16 protein-coding genes and 1 riboswitch are annotated in these 22,160 nt (G+C 65.1%); all 16 genes read right to left on the reverse strand.

Annotated elements, in window-relative coordinates:
• Nucleotides 1-2,415 (reverse strand): caspase family protein (locus tag ACTJKX_RS27660; RefSeq protein ID WP_440727205.1); only part of this gene is annotated, 2,415 nt, incomplete at its 3' end.
• Nucleotides 2,416-2,711: 296 nt separating this feature from the next.
• On the reverse strand, nt 2,712-4,103 hold the full coding sequence (locus ACTJKX_RS27665; protein ID WP_440727206.1) for a hypothetical protein: 1,392 nt from the start codon (nt 4,101-4,103) through the stop codon (nt 2,712-2,714).
• A gap of 69 nt (nt 4,104-4,172) precedes the next feature.
• Nucleotides 4,173-6,401 carry an SF1B family DNA helicase RecD2 gene (recD2, locus tag ACTJKX_RS27670; RefSeq protein ID WP_367623808.1) on the reverse strand — a complete coding sequence of 743 codons (2,229 nt, stop codon included), beginning with the start codon at nt 6,399-6,401 and terminating at the stop codon, nt 4,173-4,175.
• A gap of 89 nt (nt 6,402-6,490) precedes the next feature.
• Nucleotides 6,491-7,720, reverse strand: a complete 1,230-nt coding sequence (locus tag ACTJKX_RS27675) for an MFS transporter (RefSeq protein ID WP_440727207.1) — start codon at nt 7,718-7,720, stop codon at nt 6,491-6,493.
• Between the two features lie 204 nt (nt 7,721-7,924).
• Nucleotides 7,925-8,578, reverse strand: a complete 654-nt coding sequence (locus ACTJKX_RS27680; protein ID WP_367623810.1) for an outer membrane protein — start codon at nt 8,576-8,578, stop codon at nt 7,925-7,927.
• A 657-nt stretch (nt 8,579-9,235) separates the two neighbouring features.
• Nucleotides 9,236-9,889, reverse strand: a complete 654-nt coding sequence (locus tag ACTJKX_RS27685) for an outer membrane protein (protein ID WP_367623811.1) — start codon at nt 9,887-9,889, stop codon at nt 9,236-9,238.
• A 503-nt stretch (nt 9,890-10,392) separates the two neighbouring features.
• Nucleotides 10,393-11,175, reverse strand: a complete 783-nt coding sequence (gene thiD / locus ACTJKX_RS27690; RefSeq protein WP_440727208.1) for a bifunctional hydroxymethylpyrimidine kinase/phosphomethylpyrimidine kinase — start codon at nt 11,173-11,175, stop codon at nt 10,393-10,395.
• A complete protein-coding gene (locus ACTJKX_RS27695; RefSeq protein WP_440727209.1) occupies nt 11,172-11,807 on the reverse strand; it encodes a thiamine phosphate synthase in 636 nt (211 codons plus the stop codon). The genes thiD and ACTJKX_RS27695 overlap by 4 nt, the downstream gene beginning before the upstream one ends.
• Complete coding sequence (locus ACTJKX_RS27700; RefSeq protein WP_440727210.1) at nt 11,804-12,601, reverse strand: thiazole synthase; 798 nt, start codon at nt 12,599-12,601, stop codon at nt 11,804-11,806. Before ACTJKX_RS27700 ends, ACTJKX_RS27695 begins: the two co-directional genes overlap by 4 nt.
• A gap of 2 nt (nt 12,602-12,603) precedes the next feature.
• Nucleotides 12,604-12,801, reverse strand: a complete 198-nt coding sequence (gene thiS / locus ACTJKX_RS27705; RefSeq protein WP_149253287.1) for a sulfur carrier protein ThiS — start codon at nt 12,799-12,801, stop codon at nt 12,604-12,606.
• Entirely contained in the window at nt 12,798-13,805 is a 1,008-nt protein-coding gene (thiO, locus tag ACTJKX_RS27710; RefSeq protein WP_440727211.1) for a glycine oxidase ThiO, read from the reverse strand. Before thiO ends, thiS begins: the two co-directional genes overlap by 4 nt.
• Nucleotides 13,789-15,630, reverse strand: coding sequence for a phosphomethylpyrimidine synthase ThiC (gene thiC / locus ACTJKX_RS27715; RefSeq protein WP_440727212.1), 1,842 nt, complete (start codon nt 15,628-15,630; stop codon nt 13,789-13,791). The genes thiO and thiC overlap by 17 nt, the downstream gene beginning before the upstream one ends.
• 101 nt (nt 15,631-15,731) lie before the next feature.
• Nucleotides 15,732-15,839, reverse strand: a riboswitch (TPP riboswitch).
• 341 nt (nt 15,840-16,180) lie between these two features.
• Nucleotides 16,181-17,812, reverse strand: a complete 1,632-nt coding sequence (locus tag ACTJKX_RS27720) for a GMC family oxidoreductase (protein WP_440727213.1) — start codon at nt 17,810-17,812, stop codon at nt 16,181-16,183.
• Nucleotides 17,809-19,305, reverse strand: coding sequence for an FGGY-family carbohydrate kinase (locus ACTJKX_RS27725; protein ID WP_440727214.1), 1,497 nt, complete (start codon nt 19,303-19,305; stop codon nt 17,809-17,811). The genes ACTJKX_RS27720 and ACTJKX_RS27725 overlap by 4 nt, the downstream gene beginning before the upstream one ends.
• Complete coding sequence (locus ACTJKX_RS27730; RefSeq protein WP_440727215.1) at nt 19,302-20,147, reverse strand: class I fructose-bisphosphate aldolase; 846 nt, start codon at nt 20,145-20,147, stop codon at nt 19,302-19,304. The genes ACTJKX_RS27725 and ACTJKX_RS27730 overlap by 4 nt, the downstream gene beginning before the upstream one ends.
• Before the next feature lie 115 nt (nt 20,148-20,262).
• Entirely contained in the window at nt 20,263-22,152 is a 1,890-nt protein-coding gene (locus tag ACTJKX_RS27735) for a glycerol-3-phosphate dehydrogenase/oxidase (RefSeq protein ID WP_440727216.1), read from the reverse strand.
• Between the last annotated feature and the right edge of the window lie 8 nt (nt 22,153-22,160).

The raw sequence follows: 22,160 nt of genomic DNA on the forward strand, positions 1-22,160 counted from the left end.
GCTGAGGCCGCGCGAGACGGCGCGTGTTGCCGTCTTGCGGGTCATGTTGGCCAGGAAGGGATTGTTGCGGCAGGCATCGAGGATGACCAGGCGCATGCCCTTGGCGCCTTCGCTGGCGGCCATCACCCGGTCGAGCGGCACGGCCTCGAAGGTGACGTCGCGATCCGAGGCGAGCTTGGCATCGACCGGCACCAGATAATTGGTGTTGGTGATCTCGATGCCATGGCCGGCATAGTAGATCACCGCCCAGTCGGCCCCGTCGGCCTGGCTGGCGAAATCCTGCAGGGCGCGGTTGAGGCTGCGGAAATCGGTGTCTTCAGCCAGTGTCACCTCGGCAAAGCCGATCTTGCGCAGGGTGTCGGCAACCTTGGCGGCGTCGTTCTTCGGGTTCGGCAGGGCGGCGACATTGGCATAGTTGGAATTGCCGATCACCAGGGCCACCCGGCGACCAAGCTCGGCTTTGGCCGGAGGTTGCAGGGCGGCCAGTGCAGCCACCTGCGGTGAACCGGCCGTGGCTGGTGCATCGTTGCCCTGCGGGGTACCTGCGGTTGCCAGGAGTTTGGCAGCCATCGCCTGCCTGGCCTTTTCGAGGCCGACCATGGCGAGGGCGTTGCCGGGTGTAAGATTGAGTTGGGCCTGGTAATCTGCGATCGCCTGTTCGGGCTGGCCGGTCGTCAAATAGACATCACCGCGCTGGCGCTGGATGAACAAACGCTTGCGCCCCATGCTGATGGCCTGGGAGAAATCGGCGAGCGCCTTGGTGAAATCTTGCTTGGCGACATTGCCCAGTGCGCGCGCATGAAGGGCTTCGCTGGCCTTAGGGTCGATGGATAGATATTTGTCTGCATCGGCAATGGCTCCCTCGGCATTGCCAGTGAAGGCACGAACGAAGGCACGATAGACGAAATTGTAATTGTCAGTCTCGATCTTCGCGGTGGCGATGGCTTCTGCCTTGGCGAAATCGGGCCTGCCTTCTTCGGCGCGGCCAAGCTCGGCCAGCGCCTCTCCGCGATTCTTGTAGTCGCCGGCGCCGACCTTGTCGCCACCCCGCTCGATAGTGAAGTTCAGATCGGTCATGGCTTCTGCCGGCCGGCTCAGCCTCAGCAGCGCAGAGCCGCGAAGGGCGTGAGTGTCGATATCGTTCGGATCCAGGCGCAGCGATGCGTCATAGTCGGCGACGGCTTTCTGGTAATCCTCCAGGCCATAATAGCTGTTGCCGCGATTGGTATAGTCGGCCGCCGCCGGCGTTTTCTTGGCAAGGGCCTGGCTATAATCTGCCACCGCGGCGTCATATTTCGACTGGCCGTAGCGGACATGCCCGCGCTGCGTGTAATAACTCGCCTGGTCCGGATCGAGGGCGATGGCCTGGTCGAGATCGGCGAGAGCCAGATCGGCCTTGTTCTGCCTGTTGTATCCGACGGAGCGATTGTAGAGGACGGTCGGCCGGTTGGCCGCCAGCAGCGTGCTGGCCGACAGTGCCGCCGTGCAGGCGGTGACGATCTCGGCAGCGTCCTTCGCTTTGGCGCAGATGTCGAGTTGCCGGTTCAGCTCGGCAGTGGGCATCGCGATGGTGCCCTTCGGGTTCTGTCCCGCCGCTGCGGCGGTATAGGGATTGGCAACGGTCTTCGACCGGATCGAGAGGCCCATGACGATGGCGCTGTTGCGAAAATCCGGCCGTTTCTTGCGGTCCCAGCTGGCGATGAAGCCGACGATCGCATCATCCTTCTGTGCGATACTCGTATAGATGGTGAATTTGGCGTCGCCGCCGACGATCACGAAACGGGTAGGCTGTCCTTCGCCCTGATCATCGAGCATGACGGAATATTTGACCTTGCCGGCGGCCTTCTTCATGTCGGCGAACATCTGGTCGAGCCGTTCGCGCGATCCCGTCATATTGATCAATTGGACCAGCGCGTCGCCCGAGGGCGTCGTGTAGCGCGTCTCTCCTTTGACCGTCTGCTGTTTGGTCAGCACGCCGGCTGGATAGCTGATCTTCAGGACGCCATTTTCCAAGGTTTTGAGGTTGGCCGTTCGCCGGATCGAAGCAACGCGGCCGTCCAGTTCGCTGACCAGGGCCGCACTGGGCGCCCCCGTTTCAGGCAGGTTGTTGCTGCGTTGATATTGGCGGATGGCCTGGTAGGTGGCGTTGTAGAAAATCCCCGAAACCGGCGGAGAGTTCTCTTCCGAAAACATGCCGGCCCAGGCCAGGTCTTCCTGCAGATTGGCGATCTGCTGGGCGCTCAGCTGATTGGCCGCCGCCTGGGCGGAGGGGAAGGTGGCTTCCTGGCTTTGGGCAGCATGGGGCGCGGCCAAGGCAAGGACCACAGCCAGGCAGAGTTTCCTGCCGAGCCCCCCCGATGGGCCACGCCGGGAAACTCTTCCGAGGGAAGCGGCGATCGCTTTCAGTCGAAACATTTTAGGTTTTACCTCAGCCCGAACAGCAAGCCGGCCGTTTCCCTCGAGACCCTTGCCCGCCGAGATCCGCCTGCAGGGACCTTCGTCGACAGGTTTGGAGGCGAGGCCGAACTCTGGATCATTTGTTACAATGGATTGGCGTTTGGCAATAATGAAAAGTGCAAGTGACGATGCACCGGGACCTGTCGTAGCGAAGTGCCGAAATTTGCCAAGAAGGGCGGCGGTCTTTTCTTACCATCGGGGCGCGGAGGGCGAGATACGCAAGTAATGCACCGGCCTGTAGGCACCCCCTTGCTCTATGGCTTCGGCGTGCAGGTCAGCGTGACGGTGGCTTTGCTCGGGTCGCCGCCGCGCTCGGGAGGCGTGACACCGCTGGCGCGCAGGAAGGCGGTGACGAACAGGCCCTTCAAGGCTGTCGGATCGCCATTGGCGGCTGCAAGGCCTGCCAAGGCGCCATCCTTGTCGATCAAGGAGCCGGGGGCGCCCGTTGCGAGCGATACGCGGCGACTGTCGTCATTGCTGCCAACCAGTGCCGTGATGGTGGTGGCGACCGGGGCGGAGCCGGACAGCAGGGCGACAGCATCACCTTGCGCCAGCGCCGGCTGCCGCCAGGCGAGCGGTGCCGGGCCTGGAGGTGGGTTGGCCCGGACCAGCGCGACGTCATTGCCGAGATCGCCGGCGACCACCTTGGCCGGGGCGCCGCCCGGCAGCGTCACCGTTTCGCATCCCGCCACCAGGCCGGCATAGGTCAGGATATCGCCGTTCGGCGACACCAGCGTGCCCGGGCCGGTCTTGGCCGCCGTCGAGGCGCCGGATGGCAAGGGCACAGGCGGACCGATCGGCTTCGGCGGTTCGGGTGGGGGAGCCGGCTTGTCGGCGGGCTTGAAGATCGGCGGAGCCACTGCAGCCGGCTTGCCGCCATCGGCCAATTTCATCGAAGAGGCCATTGCAATGGAAACCCGATCGAAGCCGGGGGAAAGCGCCGGGTCCCAGCCGAGGGCGAAGCCGCGTGAATCGGTGTCGGTCTTGACGAAACGCAGATAGAAGCTCTTGCCGTCATTGCTGCCGGCGACCACCAGGAAATCCGGGCGCAGCAGCGAATAGGTCACCTTGCGCCCGGGCCGCTCCGTCTTGAGGCGGGTGAACAGGGCCTCGAAGCTCTCCTTCTCGGCCGGGATGGCGAGGATGTCGAGGGTGACGTCGTTCCCCTTGGTGTCGTTCTTGGGGGTGGCGAAATGCGGGCCGTTCTTGCCTTCCGTGCGCTCGGTGGTGAGCTTGGCCGGATAGCCCAGGGTGATGCCGCGTTCGGTGATTGTCGTAAAGCCATAGCGCGCCGTGAATTTGGCGGCGTGCTGGGCGAGGGTGATGCGCTGGGGCGGCGTGAATATGCCGGTTTCCTTGGCCTTGATGCGCTTCTGGAAGGCGCGGATCGCCTCATAGCTGCGCTTGCCCATCTCACCCGATGGCAGGGAGTTGAGATCGCCGGTCCAGATCAGGTCCTGCTGGATGGAGGCGAAATCTTCCGCTCCCATCGCTGCAGCCGCCGCCTTGGCAGCTTCGAAAGCGGCATCGAGGGGAGCGGCCGGTGCCGGCGCGGCGGGCGCCGGTTTCGTCTGGGCGGAAGCCGAACCGATCGGAACGGCCGAAGCCGCCAGCACCCAGGCGCCAATCATGGCTCGCCGCAACATTCCCGCCCCCATCTTTGCCGATCTCTGCAAGATGTTTGTATAGCGCCGTACCATGACGGCAAGGGTTCTTCAGGAAACATCCGGCGCGGGCGCAGCCAATTTTTCGCGGAGCCGGGTCCAGCGCCGACGCCCCATGGCATTTTCCGCCGCCAGCCTCAGGGCGCGTCTTTCGGCGACCACCACCACCAGCCGCTTGCCGCGGGTAATCGCCGTATAGAGGAGGTTGCGCGCCAGCATCGGATAATGGGCGTTGGAGATCACCACCACCACGGCCGGATATTCCGAGCCCTGGGCCTTGTGGATGGTGGTGGCATAGGCCGGCACCAGGCTGTCGAGCTGCGCGGTGGTGTAGTGGACGTCGCGTCCGTCGAAGGTGACGGTGAGCTGCCCCGCCTTCACATCCGTGCGGGTGACGAAGCCGATATCGCCGTTGAAGATTTCACGATCATAGTCATTGTCGATCTGCATGACCTTGTCATGCGGGGCGAAGGTACCGAATTCGCGCACGATCGCGCCTTCGCGGGCCGGATTGAGGACCTCGCGCAGCGCTTGCGTCAGCGTCTGCGAACCCAGTGGCCCCTTGTTCATCGGTGTCAGCACATGGATGTCCCTGACAGGATCGAGGCCAAAGCGGCGCGGCAGGCGGTTGGTGACGATGTCGATCACCTTGTTGGCGCCATCCTCGGCCGTCGCCATGTCGACGACGAAGAAATCGCCGTCATCGGGACTTTTGGCGCCTTCCGGCACCTCGCCGTGATTGACGGCATGGGCCGCGGCAATGATGCGGCTGGTTTCGGCCTGGCGGAACACTTCGGTGAGCCGCACCACGGGAATGACTTGGGAGGCGATGATATCGGCCAGAACCTGGCCGGGGCCGACCGAGGGCAACTGGTCGGCATCGCCCACCAGAACCAGCGCGGCACGCGGTGACAGGGCATCGAGCAAGGCGCGCATCAGCTCGATGTCGATCATGCTAGCCTCGTCCGCGATGACGAGGTCGGCATCGAGCGGATAGGCCCGCTGCCGGCGGAACGTGCCCGAGACCGGATCGATTTCCAGCAGGCGATGGATGGTCTTGGCCTCCTGGCCGGTGCTTTCGGCCATACGCTTGGCGGCGCGGCCGGTCGGCGCGCACAGGGCGATCGTCACATCCTTGCGCTCGAGCGCCTTGATGATGGTGTCGATGATGGTGGTCTTGCCGACGCCCGGGCCACCAGTGATCACCAACAGCTTGGAAGCGAGGGCCGTCTCCACCGCGAGCGCCTGGGCGGGGGCGAGACGCTTGCGGGTGCGAGCTTCGGTATCCAGCACCGCCTGGTGCAGGCCCTCCTGACGCCAGGGCGGGCTGCCGCCGGCCATCTGCTTCAGCCTGGTGGCAACGGCCTCCTCCGCGTTCCACAGCGCCGGCAGGAAGTAGGACGGGGCTCCCTCGATGGTGTCGCCGATGATCAAGCGGGTCTGCAGCAGGCGGGTGGCGGCATCGTTGAAGAGATAGTCGTCCACCTCCAGCACACGGCCGGCTCGTTCGAACAGGGCTTCGCGCGGTACGCCGCAATGGCCGTTGGTGGCGCCCTCGCCCAGCGCCCAGAGCAGGCCGGCGGTGAGGCGCGAGGGATCCTCGCGTTCATGCCCGAGACTGAGGGCAAACTGGTCGGCGGTGCGGAAGTCGAACCCCTTGACTTCGCGTGACAGCCGGTAGGGATCGGCCTTGATCAGTTCGACCGCATTGGTGCCGAGCGCCTTCTGCACGCTGGCGGCACGCGTCGCCCCGAGTCCGTGCTCGGTAAGAAAGACCAGGACGTCACGGAACTCCTGCTGGGCGCTCCAGCCTTCTCGGATCAGGCGGATGCGCTGGGGCGACAGGCCCGCCACCTCGCTCAGCCGGTCCGGTTCGCTGTCGAGGACCTTGAGCGTGTCCTTGCCGAAGGCTGCCACCAGCTTCTTGGCGGTTTCCTGGCCGATGCCGCGGACCAGGCCGGAGGCAAGGTAGCGCTCGATACCGGATGCGGAGCCGGGCGGCGTGGTGCGGATGGCATCGGCACGGAACTGCAGGCCTCGCTCGGGATCGACGCTCCAGCGCCCTTCCGCCTCGAGTTTTTCGCCGGGAGCGATGGCCGCGGTGCGGCCGATCACGGTGGCCAGGTCCTTGCGCCCCTTCACCTTGACGCGGAGCACGGCGAAGCCGTTTTCGGCATTGTGATAGGTCACCCGGTCGATAATGCCGGAGATCGTCAGATCCGTAGGCACTTCACCGGGAGGAGTCGGCTTCGAATCGCGTTTGAAGGAGGACGTGCGCATGCCAGCACCATGGGCAGGCCGGGGCGACTTGTCGAGGCATGTCGTGTGAGGTGCTTGCGCCGATCGTGGAGGAGGGGAGAGCCTCCCCTTCACGCGCTCCTGCTTGGGAAACGATCGGCATCGCGCAGCGACTTGAACAGGCGCGACCAGGCCAGGGCAACGAGGATCGTGCCCAGGCCGCCGAGCACCACGGCCTCTACCGGGCCGAACAGGGCAGCGGTAAGGCCCGATTCGAACTCTCCCAACTGGTTGGAGGTGCCGACGAACATGGCATTGACGGCACTGACCCGCCCCCGCATCGCGTCGGGCGTGCCGAGCTGGACCAGGGTTGAACGCACCACCACGCTGACGACGTCGGCGGCGCCCATCACCACCAGCGCCGGCAGCGAAAGTGCAAACCAGGACGACAGGCCGAAGACGATGGTGGCGAGGCCGAACACCGCGACGGCCCCGAACATCTTCAGGCCAACCCGCCGCTCCAGCGGCCAACGCGCCAGGATCAGGGACATGGACAGGGCGCCGAGGGCCGGGGATGCCCTGAGCACGCCGAGGCCGAAGGCATTGGTGTGGAGAATGTCGCGGGCATAGATCGGCAGCAGGGCCGTGGCGCCACCGAGCAGCACCGCCACCATGTCGAGCGAGATCGCTCCAAGGATGATCGGCCGGCTCCTGATGAAGGAGAAGCCCGAAAACACCGATTTGAGGGTCGCCGGTTCGCGTGCGGCGGGCGGCACGAGGATCCGGAGCCGTGAAACCAGGATCGAGGCCAGGCCGTAGAAGCACGCGACGAAAAGATAGGCTGGGCCGGGGCCGACGATGTAGAGCAGGCCTCCCAAAGCGGGACCGATGATGGTGGCGGTCTGAATGGCCGAGGCCGACAGGGCCAGCGCGCGCGGCAATTGGCGGGGGCTGACGATCATCGGGAGCAGGGCGGCCGTCGTCGGCATCTCGAAAGTGCGACAGGCGCCGATCACGACGGCGGCGGCGAAAATGATCGCTGGGCTGATCATGCCTTGCCAGGAAGCAAAAGCGAGTCCTGCCCCCGTCGATCCCGCCGCCATCTGGCAGCAACGCACGACGGTACGACGGTCGAAGCGGTCTGCGATATGACCGGCCGGAATGAACAGCACCAGCATTGGCAGGAATTGGCAGAGGCCGACGAGGCCGAGATGAAGGGCAGAACGGGTGAGGTCATAGATCTGCCAGCCGATCACCACGGAGATGATCTGGAAACAGCCGGTGGAAAACACGCGGGCTGTCCAGAACAGTCCGAAGTCGCTATGGCGAAGAAGGGAGGGCGTGTCCTGAACGGCGGACATGAAGGGCTTTCAATATGACTTGATGAGACGAAGAAAATAATGACTGCAGGACCATGCATCGAAGCGAGGTCGCCGCAGGAGATGTCCTTGCCAATATTCCCGCCAGCTGTACCCAGACATGTGGCGATATTCGGTTCATGGTCCGGAAAAGAAAAAGCCCGGCTTTCGCCGGGCTTTTCCTGCACATTGATCCAGATACGCGGATCAGAACTTGTAGCTCACGCCGAGATTCAGGTCGACGGCGTCGAACTTCACCTTCGTGCGGTCGCCGGCAATGGTGACGCTCTTGTCGCCGAGGTCGATATAGCGGGCTTCGCCACGAACGATCCAGTTCGGGTCGATGGCGTATTCGACGCCGGCGCCAGCGGTCCAACCCACGCGGGTGTCGGTCTTGGAACCCACGCCGGCAATGCTGGTCTTGACGTTGCCGTAAGCAACACCGCCCGTCACGTAGGGCAGGATGTTGTCGAAGGCATAGCCGAAGCGAGCGCGGGTCGAGCCCATCCACTCGTTCTTGAGGGTACCGCGGGCAACGACTTCGCCATCGGTGATCGACTTCGACTTCTTGAAGCTCGAATAGTCGATGTCGGTCTCGAGACCAACGACCCAGCCGCCGTCGAACTGGGCATTGTAGCCGGCATGCACGCCGCCGAGGAAGCCTGCACCGTCGAACTTGGCACGGTCAACCTTGCCCTGGCCGATCAGTGCACCGGCGTGGACACCAGCGTAGAAGCCGGTCCAGTTGTAGACGGGAGCGACGACCGGAGCGACCGGCTCGACAGCCTGGGGAGCCAGGTCGGCGGCGAAAGCCGAGGTCGAGGTGAGGAGGAGAGCCGCGAGGGCCAAACGCATTTTCATTACTAGGACTCCAGGGCCGGAAATTCAGTGTGGGAGCATATAAACAGAAACCGTCCTGGGAGTCTGTAGCATTCCGGTCACAGTGCTAGACAAACGAACGAAGCTGGAGTCGTGCTTGTTTCGAAAATCCAAAAACGGACTCATTGAGATAAGGTTAAAATTTTATTAGATTTATGAATGTAATAATTAAATTCGAAGAAATTTGAAATTAAATTCAGATGTACGACCGCGTTGCAATGGGGTGGCGCCGAGCTGGGACAATTGTGCCATCTTCAAGCTAAGTATAGTGTCGAGTTGTGCTTTACATCGGCCGTTGCGCGACAGGGGCCGGTCTTGCCGAAGGTTGGCTCGGCACCAGTACACCCCGGCGCAGGGGCGAGAGGGAACTGGAACGTCCCACGGTCGGAACGGAACGAATCGCCGGGAATCGCAAAATGTTCTGGTGAGCGGCGAGCGCAGCCGAAGGAATGGCTCGGTCAGAACGCATTTTGTCCTGGAGCTTGCTTCGAGCCGCCCTGGGAGCTGACCGTGGCGTGCGGCGCCGTGCCATAACGATAGCCAGCGTTTCGGCGTGGCCGTTTTGCAACCCGACACCGGCAAAAGAAAAAGCCCGGCTTCCGCCGGGCTCTTCCTTACGCAATGATCCAGATACGCGGATCAGAACTTGTAGCTCACGCCGAGGGTCAGGTCGGTGGAGTTGAACTTCACCTTGTGGCGAGTGCCGCCGAAGGTGCTGCTCTTGTCTCCGAGGTCGACATAGCGGGCTTCGCCGCGAACGATCCAGTTCTGGTCGATGGCGTATTCGACGCCAGCGCCAGCGGTCCAACCCACGCGGGTGTCGGTCTTGGAACCAACGCCGGCAATGCTGGTCTTGACGTTGCCGTAAGCAACACCGCCCGTCACGTAGGGCAGGATGTTGTCGAAGGCATAGCCGAAGCGAGCGCGGGTCGAGCCCTGCCACTCGTTCTTGAGGGTGGCGCGAGTGACGATGTCGCCATCGGTGACAGCCTTGGACTTCTTGACGCTCGAATAGTCGATGTCGGTCTCGAGACCAACGACCCAGCCGCCGTCGAACTGGGCATTGTAGCCGGCATGCACGCCGCCGAGGAAACCGGTGCCATTGAGCTTGGCGTGGTCAATCTTGCCCTGGCCGATGGCAGCGCCAGCATGGATACCAGCGTAGAAGCCGGTCCAGTTGTAGACGGGAGCGACGACCGGAGCGACCGGCTCGACAGCCTGGGGAGCCAGGTCGGCAGCGAAAGCCGAGGTCGAGGTGAGGAGGAGAGCCGCGAGGGCCAAACGCATTTTCATAGTTCGATACTCCAAAAACCGGAAAATCACAGTGGCTGGATATAAGCAGAAAGCGTTGACGGAGTCTGTAGCGTTTTCGCCACACCGGCCTTCGAACTGGTGACAGGCCCGCGCAGATTTCAAGGCAAAAATAAGACAGATGCGATGGCATCATACAGTTAAAATGCAATTAAATGACTTTCGCGGTCGCAAAAATTTTCCCAATAGAATTTGAGTTTCGGGGTAATTAATAAAAATTCTAAGAACTATACGTGTTGTTTGAATTGAACGTCAGCGAATTAGCCGTAGGGTATCACCGCTATCGGTGGCGATGAGGGGGGATCTATGCTTGCGAGACGCTTCATGCTGCTCTGCAGCACGGTCCGGACCAAGTCGAGCCGCTTGGCAATTGTGCAAAGAACATGCCCCATTTGCGCCACATTGTGGGGCGGAATGTGGCGCGGGATTGCTTTGCTGCAATGAGGGGCAGGACTGCATCTTTTGCATGGCTGCTCGATTTTCTCTCAAAAAGGCACGGCCGGGCCACAGCCACACCCGATTTGGAGCTTGATTCCGGCTTTCAGGCAATCCGCCAGCCATTCCTTGGCGCGTCCAACCGAGGCGGCGAGTGCGCGGCCGCCTGTGAGGTTGGCGGCAATGGCCGAAGAGAGCGCGCAGCCCGTCCCATGCAGGTTTGGGGTTCTGACCCAGGCTCCGGCAAAGCGCCGGGTATCATCGCGGGTAGCGAGAATGTCGACCGCCTCGCCGAGATGGCCATGCCCCCCCTTCAGCAGGACTGCCCGCGGACCGAACTCGAGAAGGGCCTGGGCTTGCTCGATCATTTGCGCTTCGGTCTCCGCCAATGCCTCGTTCAACAGGATTGCCGCTTCCGGCAGATTTGGCGTCAGGCAGGTGGCGAGCGGCAGGAGATCGGCCTTGAGGGCCGCCAGCGTCCCCGTCTCGCCCAGCAGTCGGCCGGTGCTCGCCGACATCACCGGATCGAGCACGATGGGCAATCCCAAGCCTGTCAGCCTTTCGGCGATGGCGCGCGCGTGCCCGGCGCTCGGCACCATGCCGATCTTGATGGCTCTGACCTCGAAATCGTTGAGCACGGCATCGAGCTGTGCAGCGAGCACGTCCGGCGGGACTGCATGGATGGCGCTGATGCCGCGGGTGTTCTGCGCCGTCACGGCGGTGATAACAGTGGTGCCGAACACGCCGAAGGCGCGAAAGGCGGCAAGGTCGGCCTGGATACCGGCTCCGCCGCCCGAATCGGAACCGGCAATGCTGAGCGCGATTGCCGTCATATCCTGACCGAAGCCGGCCGGGTCGCGGCCAACCAGGCTTGGGTACGAGCGTCCGGATCGGGATGCCTGACAACGTCGCTGACCATGGCGATGACGTCGGCCCCGGCTGCGAGGCAGGCCGGCGCCCGTTCGAGGGTGATGCCGCCGATGGCGACCAGCGGCAGGTCGCCGATCAGCTTTTTCCATTCGCCGATGCGCTCTAGCCCCTGCGGAGCGAAAGGCATCACCTTGAGCGTGGTGGGATAGATCGGCCCCAGCGCCACATAGTCAGGATCGCACGCAAGCGCGCGCGCGAGCTCGGCGTGGTCATGCGTCGAGATGCCGAGCTTCAGCCCTGCAGCGCGGATGGCGGCGAGGTCGGCGGTGTCGAGGTCGCCCTGGCCGAGATGGAGGAAATCGGCACCGGCCGTGATGGCCGCCCGCCAATAATCGTTGACCACCAGATCGGCGCCATAGGCGCGGCAGACCGTCAAGGCTGCGCGGATCTCGGGCATAACAGTCTCGTCGTCGCGATCCTTGATGCGCAGCTGCACCAGTTTCGTGCCCTGCTTTACCAGTCGCTCGACCCAGTCGACGCTGTCGACCACGGGATAGAAGGGATCGAGCCGCCAGATAGTGTCGATGATGCTCATGCCAGCACCGCCGAATCCAGATTTGCCCGGCCGAAGACCGGCGTCGAGGGGGCCGCCATGTCGCGTGGCGCCATGGGGTCGGCAAGGAAGGCGAGGCGCCCGGCCTCGATACACAGCGCAAAGGCTCGCGCCATGGCGGCAGGATCGCCCGCCTTGGCGACGGCGGTGTTGAGAAGCACCGCGTCATAGCCGAGCTCCATGGCATGCGCCGCATGCGACGGCGTGCCGATGCCGGCGTCGACTACCAGGGGAATGCCGGGGAAATGCGCCCGCATGCTGCGCAGGCCATAGACGTTGTTGAGGCCGCGCCCCGAGCCGATCGGTGCGCCCCAGGGCATCAGGACCCGGCAACCGGCATCGACCAGGCGCTCGGCCACCACCAGGTCCTCGGTGGTGTAGGGGAAGACCTCGAAGCCTTCGGAGACGAGGATGCGGGCCGCTTCCACCAGGCCGAAGACATCGGGCTGCAAGGTATCGGCCTCGCCGATCACCTCCAGCTTGATCCAGCTCGTGCCGAAGACTTCGCGTGCCATCTGCGCCGTCGTCACCGCTTCCTTCACGCTATGGCAGCCGGCGGTGTTGGGCAGCACCTTGACGCCGAGTTCGCGGATCAGGCCCCAGAAGCTCTGGCCGCTGCGCTCCCCGCCGGATTCCCGGCGCAACGAGACGGTGACGATGCCGGCCCCGGAGGCGCGCACGGCCTCGGCGAGAATGGCGGGCGAGGGATATTGCGCCGTGCCGAGCAGCAGGCGGGAGGCGAAGGAGGTGTCGTAGAAGGTGAGTGTGTCGGTCATGGTCATCCTCCCTGCCGGGGTGCGAGGATCTCGACAGCGTCGCCATCCTTGAGGGCGGTGCGGTCGCGATCGACGGCCCTCACGAAGCGTCCGTTGAGGGCGGTAGCCACCACGGCCTCGTTGAGCTCGAGCGCTTCGAGCAGGCAAGCGAGGGTAGCGGCATCGGTTTCCTGGCGTTCGCCGTTGACGGTCAAGGTCATGCGCTAACTCCTTGCTGGGCTGTCCGCACGGGCAGGATCCGGTCGGCGGCTTCCTGGGCCAGGGCCGGCGAGAGCAGGAAGCCGTGGCGGAACAGGCCGTTGAGCGAGATGACGCGCCCGACCACGGTGAGGCGCGGCAGATTGTCGGGAAAGGCGGGGCGCAGCCCGGCTTCGAGCTGGAGGATCTCGGCCTCGCCGAAGGCCGGATGCAGGCTGAAGGCCGCGGCGATCAGTTCCATGGTCGAGCGCAGGGTCGGTGGCCCGTCATGCTCGCTCTCGATCATGGTGGCGCCGATCATGAAGCGATGGTCGGTGCGCGGCACGATATAGAGGGGAAAGCGCGGGTGCAGGAAACGCACGGGCCGGGAGAGGGTGACGCCCGGCGCGTGGACCACGATGGCCTCGCCCCGGACACCGCGCAGATCGGGCAGTTCGGCGCGCGCGGCAAAGCCGCGGCAGTCGATCACGGCGTCCGCATCGACGGCGTGCGGCTCGGCCTCGGTTCCGAAACGGATGGTCACGCCGAGCTCGGCGAGGCGTCTGGCCAGTACCTGCAGCGCCTGTCTCGGGTCGAGATGGGCTTCGCGCGGAAAGAACAGGCCCTGGTGGAAGCGGCCGGCAAGATCCGGTTCGAGCGTGGCGATGCCTGATACGTCCACCGGGACATGCGCTGTCGTACGACGGGCGAAACGGGCGATCTCGCTGCCGTCGCGGGCAGGCGCGACCACTAACGTGCCGCGCTGCACTGTTTCCCGCACATGGCGCGGCCACCAGGCGAGCGCGAGTTCGCCGCGCCGCTCGACCTCGATCTCGGCGCTTTCTCGTTCGCACCAGGGCGCGAGCATACCGCCGGCCAGCCGGGAACAGGCCTGGGCACCCAGGACCTCGCTGCGCTCCAGGATCTCGACCTCGGCGCCTCGCGCCGCGCATTCCATCGCTGTGACGAGGCCGGCGACGCCGGCCCCCACCACGGTGACGCGCTTGACGTCATTCGGCCGGGACATAGAGGGCCCCGCCCTGTTCGAGGAATTCGCGCGATTTTTCCGCCATGCCCTGCCGCGCGGCTTCCTCCATCGCCCGCACCTCGTCGCGAAGATCCTGCGTGATCTTCATCGAGCAGAATTTTGGCCCGCACATCGAGCAGAAATGCGCGACCTTGTGCACATCCTTGGGCAAGGTCTCGTCGTGATAGGCGCGCGCCGTATCCGGATCGAGGGAGAGGTTGAACTGGTCCTCCCAGCGGAAGTCGAAGCGGGCCTGCGACAGGGCGTCGTCGCGGACCTTGGCGGCGGGATGGCCCTTGGCGAGATCGGCGGCATGGGCGGCGATGCGATATGTGATCACGCCGGTCTTGACGTCGTCGCGGTTGGGCAGGCCGAGATGCTCCTTGGGCGTGACGTAGCAGAGCATCGCCGTGCCGAACCAGCCGATCATCGCCGCGCCGATGCCGGAGGTGATGTGGTCATAGCCCGGCGCGATGTCGGTCGTCAGCGGCCCGAGCGTGTAGAACGGGGCTTCGCCGCAGGCGGCAAGCTGCTTGTCCATGTTCTGCTTGATCTTGTGCATGGGCACATGGCCCGGTCCCTCGATCATCACCTGGCAGCCCCTGTCCCAGGCGATCTTGGTCAGTTCACCCAGCGTCTCCAGTTCGGCGAACTGGGCTGCGTCGTTGGCATCGGCGATCGAGCCGGGACGCAAGCCGTCGCCGAGCGAGAAGGAGACGTCATAGCGGCGCATGATGTCGCAGATGTCGCCGAAATGCTCATAGAGGAAGCTCTCGCGATGACCGGCCAGGCACCAGCGCGCCATGATCGAGCCGCCGCGCGAGACGATGCCGGTGACGCGGCTGGCGGTGAGCGGCACATGGGCGAGGCGAACGCCGGCATGGATGGTGAAGTAGTCGACGCCCTGCTCGGCCTGCTCGATCAGCGTATCCTTGAAGACTTCCCAGTCGAGCTTGAGGGGATCGCCGTCGACCTTCTCCAGCGCCTGGTAGATCGGCACCGTGCCGATCGGCACCGGCGAGTTGCGCAGGATCCAGGAGCGGATGTTGTGGATGTTGCGTCCGGTGGAGAGGTCCATCACCGTATCGGCGCCCCAGCGCGTCGCCCAGACCAACTTCTCCACTTCCTCGGCGGCGCCGGAGGTGACGGCCGAGTTGCCGATATTGGCGTTGACCTTCACCAGGAAGTTGCGGCCGATCACCATCGGCTCGAGTTCGAGATGGTTGATGTTGGCGGGCAGGATGGCCCGGCCCAGGGCGATTTCGTCGCGCACGAATTCCGGCGTGACGAATTGCGGAATGGCCGCGCCGAAATCCTCGCCATCGGCCCGGCGCCCGGCCGCGCCTTCGAGGGCTTTCTCGCGGGCGAGGTTCTCGCGGAAGGCGGCGTAGACCATTTCTTCGGTGACGATGCCGGCCTTGGCGAATTCATATTGGGTGACGCGCTGGCCATCGGCACCCCGGCGCAGCTTGCGTTCGGCCGGGCAGGGGGCCACCAGCCGGTCGGCGGAGACATTGCCATTGTCTTCCGGCTTGACGGCCCGGCCCTCGATCGCGCCGAAGCCGCGCGCCGCGATCCAGTCCTCGCGCAGGGTCGGCAGGCCCTGCTTCAGGTCGATGCTGGCGCCGTCCTCGGTGTAGGGGCCGGAGGGATCGTAGACGCGGATGGGAGCGAGCGACGCGTCGCTCAGCGCGATCTCGCGGAAGGGCACCCGCATTTCAGGATGCGAAGCGGGGGCCGCATAGACCTTGCGGGAGCCGGCAATGGGGCCGGTGGTCACGCTTTGGGGCGCGGCGATCTTGGTCTTGGGATTTTGGATGTTCATGGATCTCCTCCTCGTTGCGAGTCATGGAGATCCGGGGCGACGATTGTCTGGGCAGAACCGGCATCTCAGCCAATTCCGGGACCTGGAGCCAATTTCTAGCGCCAAAGCCCTGTTCCCGTCCCTTCGCCGGCATGACCCGGATCAGGTTCGAAGGGTTCGGCTCTAGGCCATCTCAGCCCCGCTTGCGCAGGACACCCCTCGGAACGATTCCAAGGTTAGACCCGGAATCGGCCTGCGTCCAGAGCGAAGGATTGTCGCATTATTTTGGAAGAAGAGGGGTGGCACCGCCCAGGGCAATCGGGTGAACGATCAAACCGGGTCATTCCGGGCGCATTGCGGCATGCAATGCCGCTATGCAGACCCGGAACCGTGATGAAAATACCGTTCTATCGTCTTGCGATCCCGCATCTGCATCGCATCACTTCGTGCTGCAATGCGCGCGGGATGACAAATCACCTTCACCCGATTGCCCTGTGGCGCCGCCCTTTTTGGACTCGGACCTCAACACTTTGAAAGAGCCGGTTCCGAAAACCCGCCCCTAAGGACGACCTCACCCCCGCCAGGCCGCCGCGATCATGTCGGAGGCCTTCTCGGCGATCATCACCACGGGTGCGTGGGTGTTGCCGGAGACGATGGTCGGCATGACAGAGGCATCGGCGATGCGCAGGCCGGACATACCGCGCAGGCGCAGCTCGGGATCGACCACGGCCGCCGCATCGCTGCCCATCCGGGCCGTGCCGACCGGATGGAAGATGGTGGTGGCGATGTCGCCGGCGGCCTTGGCGAGATCCTCGGCCGATTGGATCGCCGGCCCGGGCTTCAGTTCTTCCGGCCGGAAGGCCTGCATCCGCTTCGTCGCCATCAGGCGGCGGGCTGCGCGGATCGAATCGGCCGCAACCGCGCGGTCGCCCTCGGTCGAGAGGTAGTTCGGGGCGATTTCGGGATGGGTCCGGGCATCCGGCGAGATGATGCGGACATGGCCGCGTGCCTCCGGCCGGAGATTGCAGACCGAGACGGTGATGGCCGGAAAAGGATGCAGCGGCGAACCGAAGGCGTCGAGTGACAGGGGCTGCACGTGAAACTCGATATTGGCGCTGGCAAAGCGCGGATCCGACTTCATGAAGATGCCGAGCTGGCTCGGTGCCATCGCCATCGGCCCCGAACGCTTGAGGGCATAGGTGAGGGCGATCTCGGCCTTTCCCAGCAGCGAGGCCTGCCATTCGTTCAAGGTGCGTGCGCCGCTGATCCTGAACACGGTGCGGATCTGCAGATGGTCCTGCAGGTTCTCGCCGACCCCGGGCGCCTCCAGCACGAGCGGGATGCCGTGCCTGGCCAGCAGCGCCGCCGGGCCGACGCCGGACAGCTGCAGGAGCTGCGGCGTGCCGATGGCGCCGGCCGCCAGTACCAGCTCGCGCTTGATGGAGACGTTAGCCGGCTTGCCACCCAGCTTCAGTTCGAGGCCTTCGGCACGTCCGTTCGCGAAGCGGATGCGCTCGGCCATCGTCCCGGTGAGGATGGTGAGGTTCTTGCGATGCCTGACGGGGTTGATGAAGGCCCTGACGGCGTTGAAGCGGAAACCGGCCTTCTGGTTGACCTCGAAATAGGCCGAGCCGCTGTTGTCGCCGGCATTGAAGTCGTCGATCTGGGGCACGCCGAGTTCCTCGGCCGCCTCGCGCACCGAGTCCAGGATCGGCCAGGACAGGCGCTGGCGCTCGACGCGCAGCTCGCCCTGCGAACCATGAAAGGGCGCGCTCCCGGCATGGTGGTTCTCCGAGCGCCGGAACAGCGGCAGCACGTCGTCCCAGCCCCAGCCGGCATTGCCGAGCTGCTGCCATTGGTCATAATCGGCAGCCTGGCCTCGCATGTAGATCATGCCGTTGATCGAGGAGCAGCCGCCCATCACCCGGCCGCGCGGATAGGCGAGGCTGCGCCCGTTCAGGCCCGGCTCGGCGACGGTCCTGTAGCCCCAGTCGGTGCGCGGATTGCCCATGCAATAGAGATAGCCGACCGGGATGTGGATCCAGTGATAGCGGTCCGAGCCGCCGGCTTCGAGCAGCAGCACCCGGACCTTGGGATCGGCGGAGAGCCGGTTGGCCAGCACGCAGCCGCCGGATCCGGCGCCGACGACGACATAGTCGTAAGCGCCGAGATCGATGCGTTCGCTATCGCGACATTTGTTCATGCGCCCTCGCGATAGCGTTTCCAGTGTTCGGGCATGGTCTCCGCGAGGCCACAATAGAGGCGGTAGCGCGCCTCCACCAGCGCCCTGTCCGCGGTGCGGGGCTGGTACTGAGCGGCCTGGCGCACCATGGTGGCGATGCCGTCGTCGAGCGTTGCAAAGGTTCCGGCTGCGACGCCCGCCGCGATGGCCGCGCCCAGCGCGCCGGTTTCCTGGCATTCGGCCACGGTGACCGGCAGGTCGAGGATGTCGGCGAACATCTGGCACCAGACCGGGCTGCGCGAGCCGCCGCCGGACAGGGAAGCGCGGGTGATCTCGGTGCCGGCACGGCGCAGGCGCTCGATATGGCGGCGATGTTCGAACACCACGCCCTCATAGAGCGCATGCAGCATCTCCGCCTTGCCGTGCCAGCCTGCGAGGCCGATGAAGGCGCCGCGTGCATCGGGATGGGTGGACGCGCCGAACAGGAAGGGCAGGAACAGCGGCAGCTCCGGATGCGGGGCAACCGATGCCACCAGCCCATTGCAGGCCTCGAATGCGGCCGGGCCGTGCCCGCCGCCGAACTCGCGCACGAACCATTCGAGATTGACGGCCGAGGTGGCGCTGGATTCGACCGCGACATAGCGGTCCGGGCGCCAGGTCGAGGCGTGGAAGATGGTGTTGTCGATCAGCGGCGTCTCGCGCACCACCTGGTTGATGCTCCAGGTGCCGGCCACGATCGCCGCCTCGCCGGGCGTGTTGACGCCGGCCCCGATCATCGAGGCGATGATGTCGAAGAAGCCGGCGGCGACCGGCGTTCCCTCGGCGAGCCCGGTGGCCGCCGCGGCGCTGGCGGTGACGCCGCCGGCCGAGGCTTCGGATTCGACAAGCTCCGGCAGCAGTCCGGCGGCATCGCCGAGGCCATAGGCGGCGAGCAGGGCTTCGTCATAGCGCCGCTCGGGCAGGCGCAGCAGGCCGGCACCGCTCATATCCGAAAAATCGGAGACGCGGTTGCCGGTGAGCAGCAGAGTCAGCGCATCCTTGCACAGGAAGGCGGTGCCGGCCCGGGCATAGAGATCGGGGCGGTTCTGCTTCAGCCAGAGCAACAGTGTCGCCGTCTGCGCCGGCCAGGGCCGCTGCAGGCAGAGCGGATAGAGGGCGTCGGCAGCCGGCGAGGCGCGCAGTTCGGCCGCGAGGCCGGCGGCTCGGTTGTCGATCGACTGGATGCCGATGAGGGGCTGATCGTCCCGGTCGATGAGATAGAGACCGTTGCCGTGGCCGGCCGTGCCGATGCCGATGACGTCCTTGCCCTCGACGCCGGCCTCCATGAGGCAGCGCCGGATCACCGTGGCGGCATTGGCCCAGAGTTCGGCGATGTCGCGCTCGACATAGCCGGGCTGGGGCTGTCGCGACTGGCCGTCCAGCGCTCCCCGCGCCAGGACCCGTCCTTCGAGGTCGAACAGGACGCCCTTGACCACGGTATTGCCTGCATCGATGCCGAGGAGATGGCGCGTCACGCTGCGGCCTCGTAGATGGCCCAGGCCTCGCCATCGTCGGCGCCCTGATGGATCATCGCCATCAGGGCCTTGACCACGCGGGCCGGATTGTCGTGCTGGTAGATGTTGCGGCCATAGACCATGCCATGCGCGCCCTGGCGCATCAAAGCGTGGGAATTGGCGAAGACCTGGCGCAGATCCGCCTTGCCGCCGCCGCGCACCAGCACGGGGCAGCGGGCGGCCTCGACCACGCGATGGAAATCGGCGGGATCGCTGGTCGGGTCGGCCTTGACGATATCGGCGCCGAGTTCGCGGGCAAGGCGCACCAATGTCACGATCTTTTCGGCGTCGCCATCGACGAGATAGCCGCCGCGTTCGCTGGCAGGCTGCATGACCAAAGGCTCGATCATCAGCGGCATGCCGTATTTCTCGCAATCCTGGGCCACGCGCGAAATATTCTCGATGCATTGCCGGAACAGGCCGGGCTCGTCCGGCAGCATGAAGAGATTGACCACCACGCAGGCCGCATCCATGCGCAGCGCCGGGGCGATCGGATCCTGCGCGTTCTGCAGGAGGGCCCACATCTCGCGATGGCGCTGGCGGTTATAGGGATTGCCCATGTCGATGCGCATCACCAAAGCAGGCTTGTGCTTGCCCGGCATCTCCTGCAGCAAGTCGGCCTGGCCGTAATTCATCTGGATGGCATCGGGGCCGGCATCGGCCAGCATGCGCACGACCTTGTCCATGTCCTCCAGCCCGTCGAGGAAGGAAGGCTCGTTGCACACGCCGTGGTCGATGGCGACGTCAAGACATTTGCCGGCGCCGAACAGGCGGTTCATCCGGACTTTCTTGGTGAGATACATGGGCCTTCCCTGTGGTTTTCTTTACCCTCCCCTGGAGGGGGAGGGTCGGCCCATAGGGCCGGGGTGGGGTGGAATCGGCAAAGGGGCAGGGAGGAGAAACTTCCTCGCCAAGAAATCACCCCACCCCGACGCTTCGCGTCGACCCTCCCCCTACAGGGGAGGGTAAAAGAGGGGCCGGAAGTGAAGAGTTGCGGGCCACGAGCGTCGTCGCCGCGAGGCCGTGATGGTGATCGAGATGGGTGAGCAGCCGGTCGATCTCGGCTTGGGTCTGCGCCTGGCTCCAGCCCAGAGGGGAAGCCGCCAGCGCGGCCAATTCGTGGATGGTGTCGAGCGACAGCTCGCCGCTGAAGGCGATGGTCATGCGCCGCAGCACCAGGTCGGCCAGGGTGGCGACCTGACCGGTGGCGAGGATCCAACGGACCTCGTCGCGGCTGTAGCTTGGTAGCGAGGCGAGGAGGGCATCGTCGGCGCCGGGCATGAAATCGAGCATGCGCGTGCCGTAGCGCTCGAACAAGGCGGCGCAGCGCTCTTCCGAAGTCCCTGTCGAGATGGCAACCTGGCGCAGCCAGTCCCGGCGTTCGGCCTCGCCTTGCGGGAAGCCCTTGCCGCCGCCGATCGCCAGGGCTTCGCTCGAACGCGTGCGGTCTGTCCCGAGGCGGGCCAGCACCGTATCCGCGGCCTGGGCACCGAAGGCACGGAAGGTCGTCCACTTGCCGCCGACGAGGTTGAGGACGGGAACCGGCCCGGGAGGCGTCGACCATTCGCAGCTATGATCGCGCGAGATCTCGGCATTCACATTCGCATCGGCCCGCGGCAAAGGACGCACGCCGGCGAAGCGGAACAGGATGTCGACTTCCGACAAAGCGATGCCGGGGAAGACCTCGCGGATCGACTCCAGGATATAGGCGGCTTCGCTGGCCTCGCAGCGCACGCCATCGGGCGTGTCGACGCGGATGTCGGTCGAGCCGGCGAGGATATGGCCGAAATGGGCGAACAGGATGCACACGCGCCCTTCGCGATTGGCGAAATAGACCATGCGCTCGCCGATGGCCTTGAGGAGGGCGGGGCTGTCGAGGACGAGATGGGAGCCCTTGGTGCCGCCTATTAGCACGGTCTGCCGGCCTGAGATCAGGGCGTTGGTCTGGTCGATCCAGGCCCCGCTGGCATTGACGATCACCTCGGCGGTGAGGGTGATGCGCTCGCCGGTCAGGCTGTCGGTGAGTTCGGCGATGGTGCCGTCCAGCCTGGCGAGGCCGAGATGGTTGAGCGCCAGCGCCTGGGGGCAGGCCGACTCGGCATCGGCGATCAGTTCGAGGCCGAGCTGCTCCGGCCGGCTGATCTTGGCATCGTGATAAAGGGCGGCATAGTTGATGTCGGGATGGAAGTCGGGCCAGTTAAAGCGGGTGGCGCGGCGGCCGAAGAAACGGCTCTTCGGCAATTGGCGTTCGCGGCGGGCATAGAAATCGTAGAGGGCGAGCCCCAGCCGCACGATCAGGGCGCCGCGCGGTCCCGGCTTCGGCCGCCCGCCGAGAAAGCGGCGCGCCGCCGACAGCGTGCCGGAGAAACGATCGGCCAGCGGGATCAGGGTCGGCAGCGCGCTGACGTAATGGGGCGCGTTGCGCAGGAGGCGGTTGCGCTCCAGCAGGGACTCCTTCACCAGTCCGAACTCGCCATTCTCCAGGTAGCGCAGCCCGCCATGGATCATGCGGGATGGCGCTGCGCTGGCCCCGCTCATGAAATCCCCGCGCTCGACGAGCACGACGTCGATCCCCTGCAAAGCGAGTTCGCGAAAGGTGCTGATGCCGTTGATGCCGCCGCCGACGACGAGGACCGCTATGCGGGTCTTCGCGCGCAGCCTGTCGAGCCGTTCCGCCCGGCTCGTACCGACCCTGGGGGGCGGGTCTTCAGACCCGCCTGCGAGCGTGGTGTTTGCAGCCGGGTCTGAAGACCCGCCCCCCGAAGAGCCTCGCCAGCTGGCGTCGCCATGGCCTGGTTTAGGCGTCATGCCTGCAA

The organism is Labrys sp. 22185 (assembly GCF_052045555.1).
In the GTDB taxonomy this organism is placed as follows: Bacteria; Pseudomonadota; Alphaproteobacteria; order Rhizobiales; family Labraceae; genus Labrys; species Labrys neptuniae.

Bases quoted from the DNA above. Each gene is read 5' to 3' on its own strand.
- thiS (WP_149253287.1), bottom strand. From the start codon at position 12,801: ATGACCTTGACCGTCAACGGCGAACGCCAGGAAACCGATGCCGCTACC.
- ACTJKX_RS27665 (WP_440727206.1), bottom strand. From the start codon at position 4,103: ATGTTGCGGCGAGCCATGATTGGCGCCTGGGTGCTGGCGGCTTCGGCC.
- thiO (WP_440727211.1), bottom strand. From the start codon at position 13,805: ATGTCCCGGCCGAATGACGTCAAGCGCGTCACCGTGGTGGGGGCCGGC.
- ACTJKX_RS27695 (WP_440727209.1), bottom strand. From the start codon at position 11,807: ATGAGCATCATCGACACTATCTGGCGGCTCGATCCCTTCTATCCCGTG.
- thiD (WP_440727208.1), bottom strand. From the start codon at position 11,175: ATGACGGCAATCGCGCTCAGCATTGCCGGTTCCGATTCGGGCGGCGGA.
- ACTJKX_RS27685 (WP_367623811.1), bottom strand. From the start codon at position 9,889: ATGAAAATGCGTTTGGCCCTCGCGGCTCTCCTCCTCACCTCGACCTCG.
- ACTJKX_RS27680 (WP_367623810.1), bottom strand. From the start codon at position 8,578: ATGAAAATGCGTTTGGCCCTCGCGGCTCTCCTCCTCACCTCGACCTCG.
- ACTJKX_RS27730 (WP_440727215.1), bottom strand. From the start codon at position 20,147: ATGTATCTCACCAAGAAAGTCCGGATGAACCGCCTGTTCGGCGCCGGC.
- ACTJKX_RS27675 (WP_440727207.1), bottom strand. From the start codon at position 7,720: ATGTCCGCCGTTCAGGACACGCCCTCCCTTCTTCGCCATAGCGACTTC.
- thiC (WP_440727212.1), bottom strand. From the start codon at position 15,630: ATGAACATCCAAAATCCCAAGACCAAGATCGCCGCGCCCCAAAGCGTG.
- ACTJKX_RS27735 (WP_440727216.1), bottom strand. From the start codon at position 22,152: ATGACGCCTAAACCAGGCCATGGCGACGCCAGCTGGCGAGGCTCTTCG.
- ACTJKX_RS27700 (WP_440727210.1), bottom strand. From the start codon at position 12,601: ATGACCGACACACTCACCTTCTACGACACCTCCTTCGCCTCCCGCCTG.
- ACTJKX_RS27720 (WP_440727213.1), bottom strand. From the start codon at position 17,812: ATGAACAAATGTCGCGATAGCGAACGCATCGATCTCGGCGCTTACGAC.
- recD2 (WP_367623808.1), bottom strand. From the start codon at position 6,401: ATGCGCACGTCCTCCTTCAAACGCGATTCGAAGCCGACTCCTCCCGGT.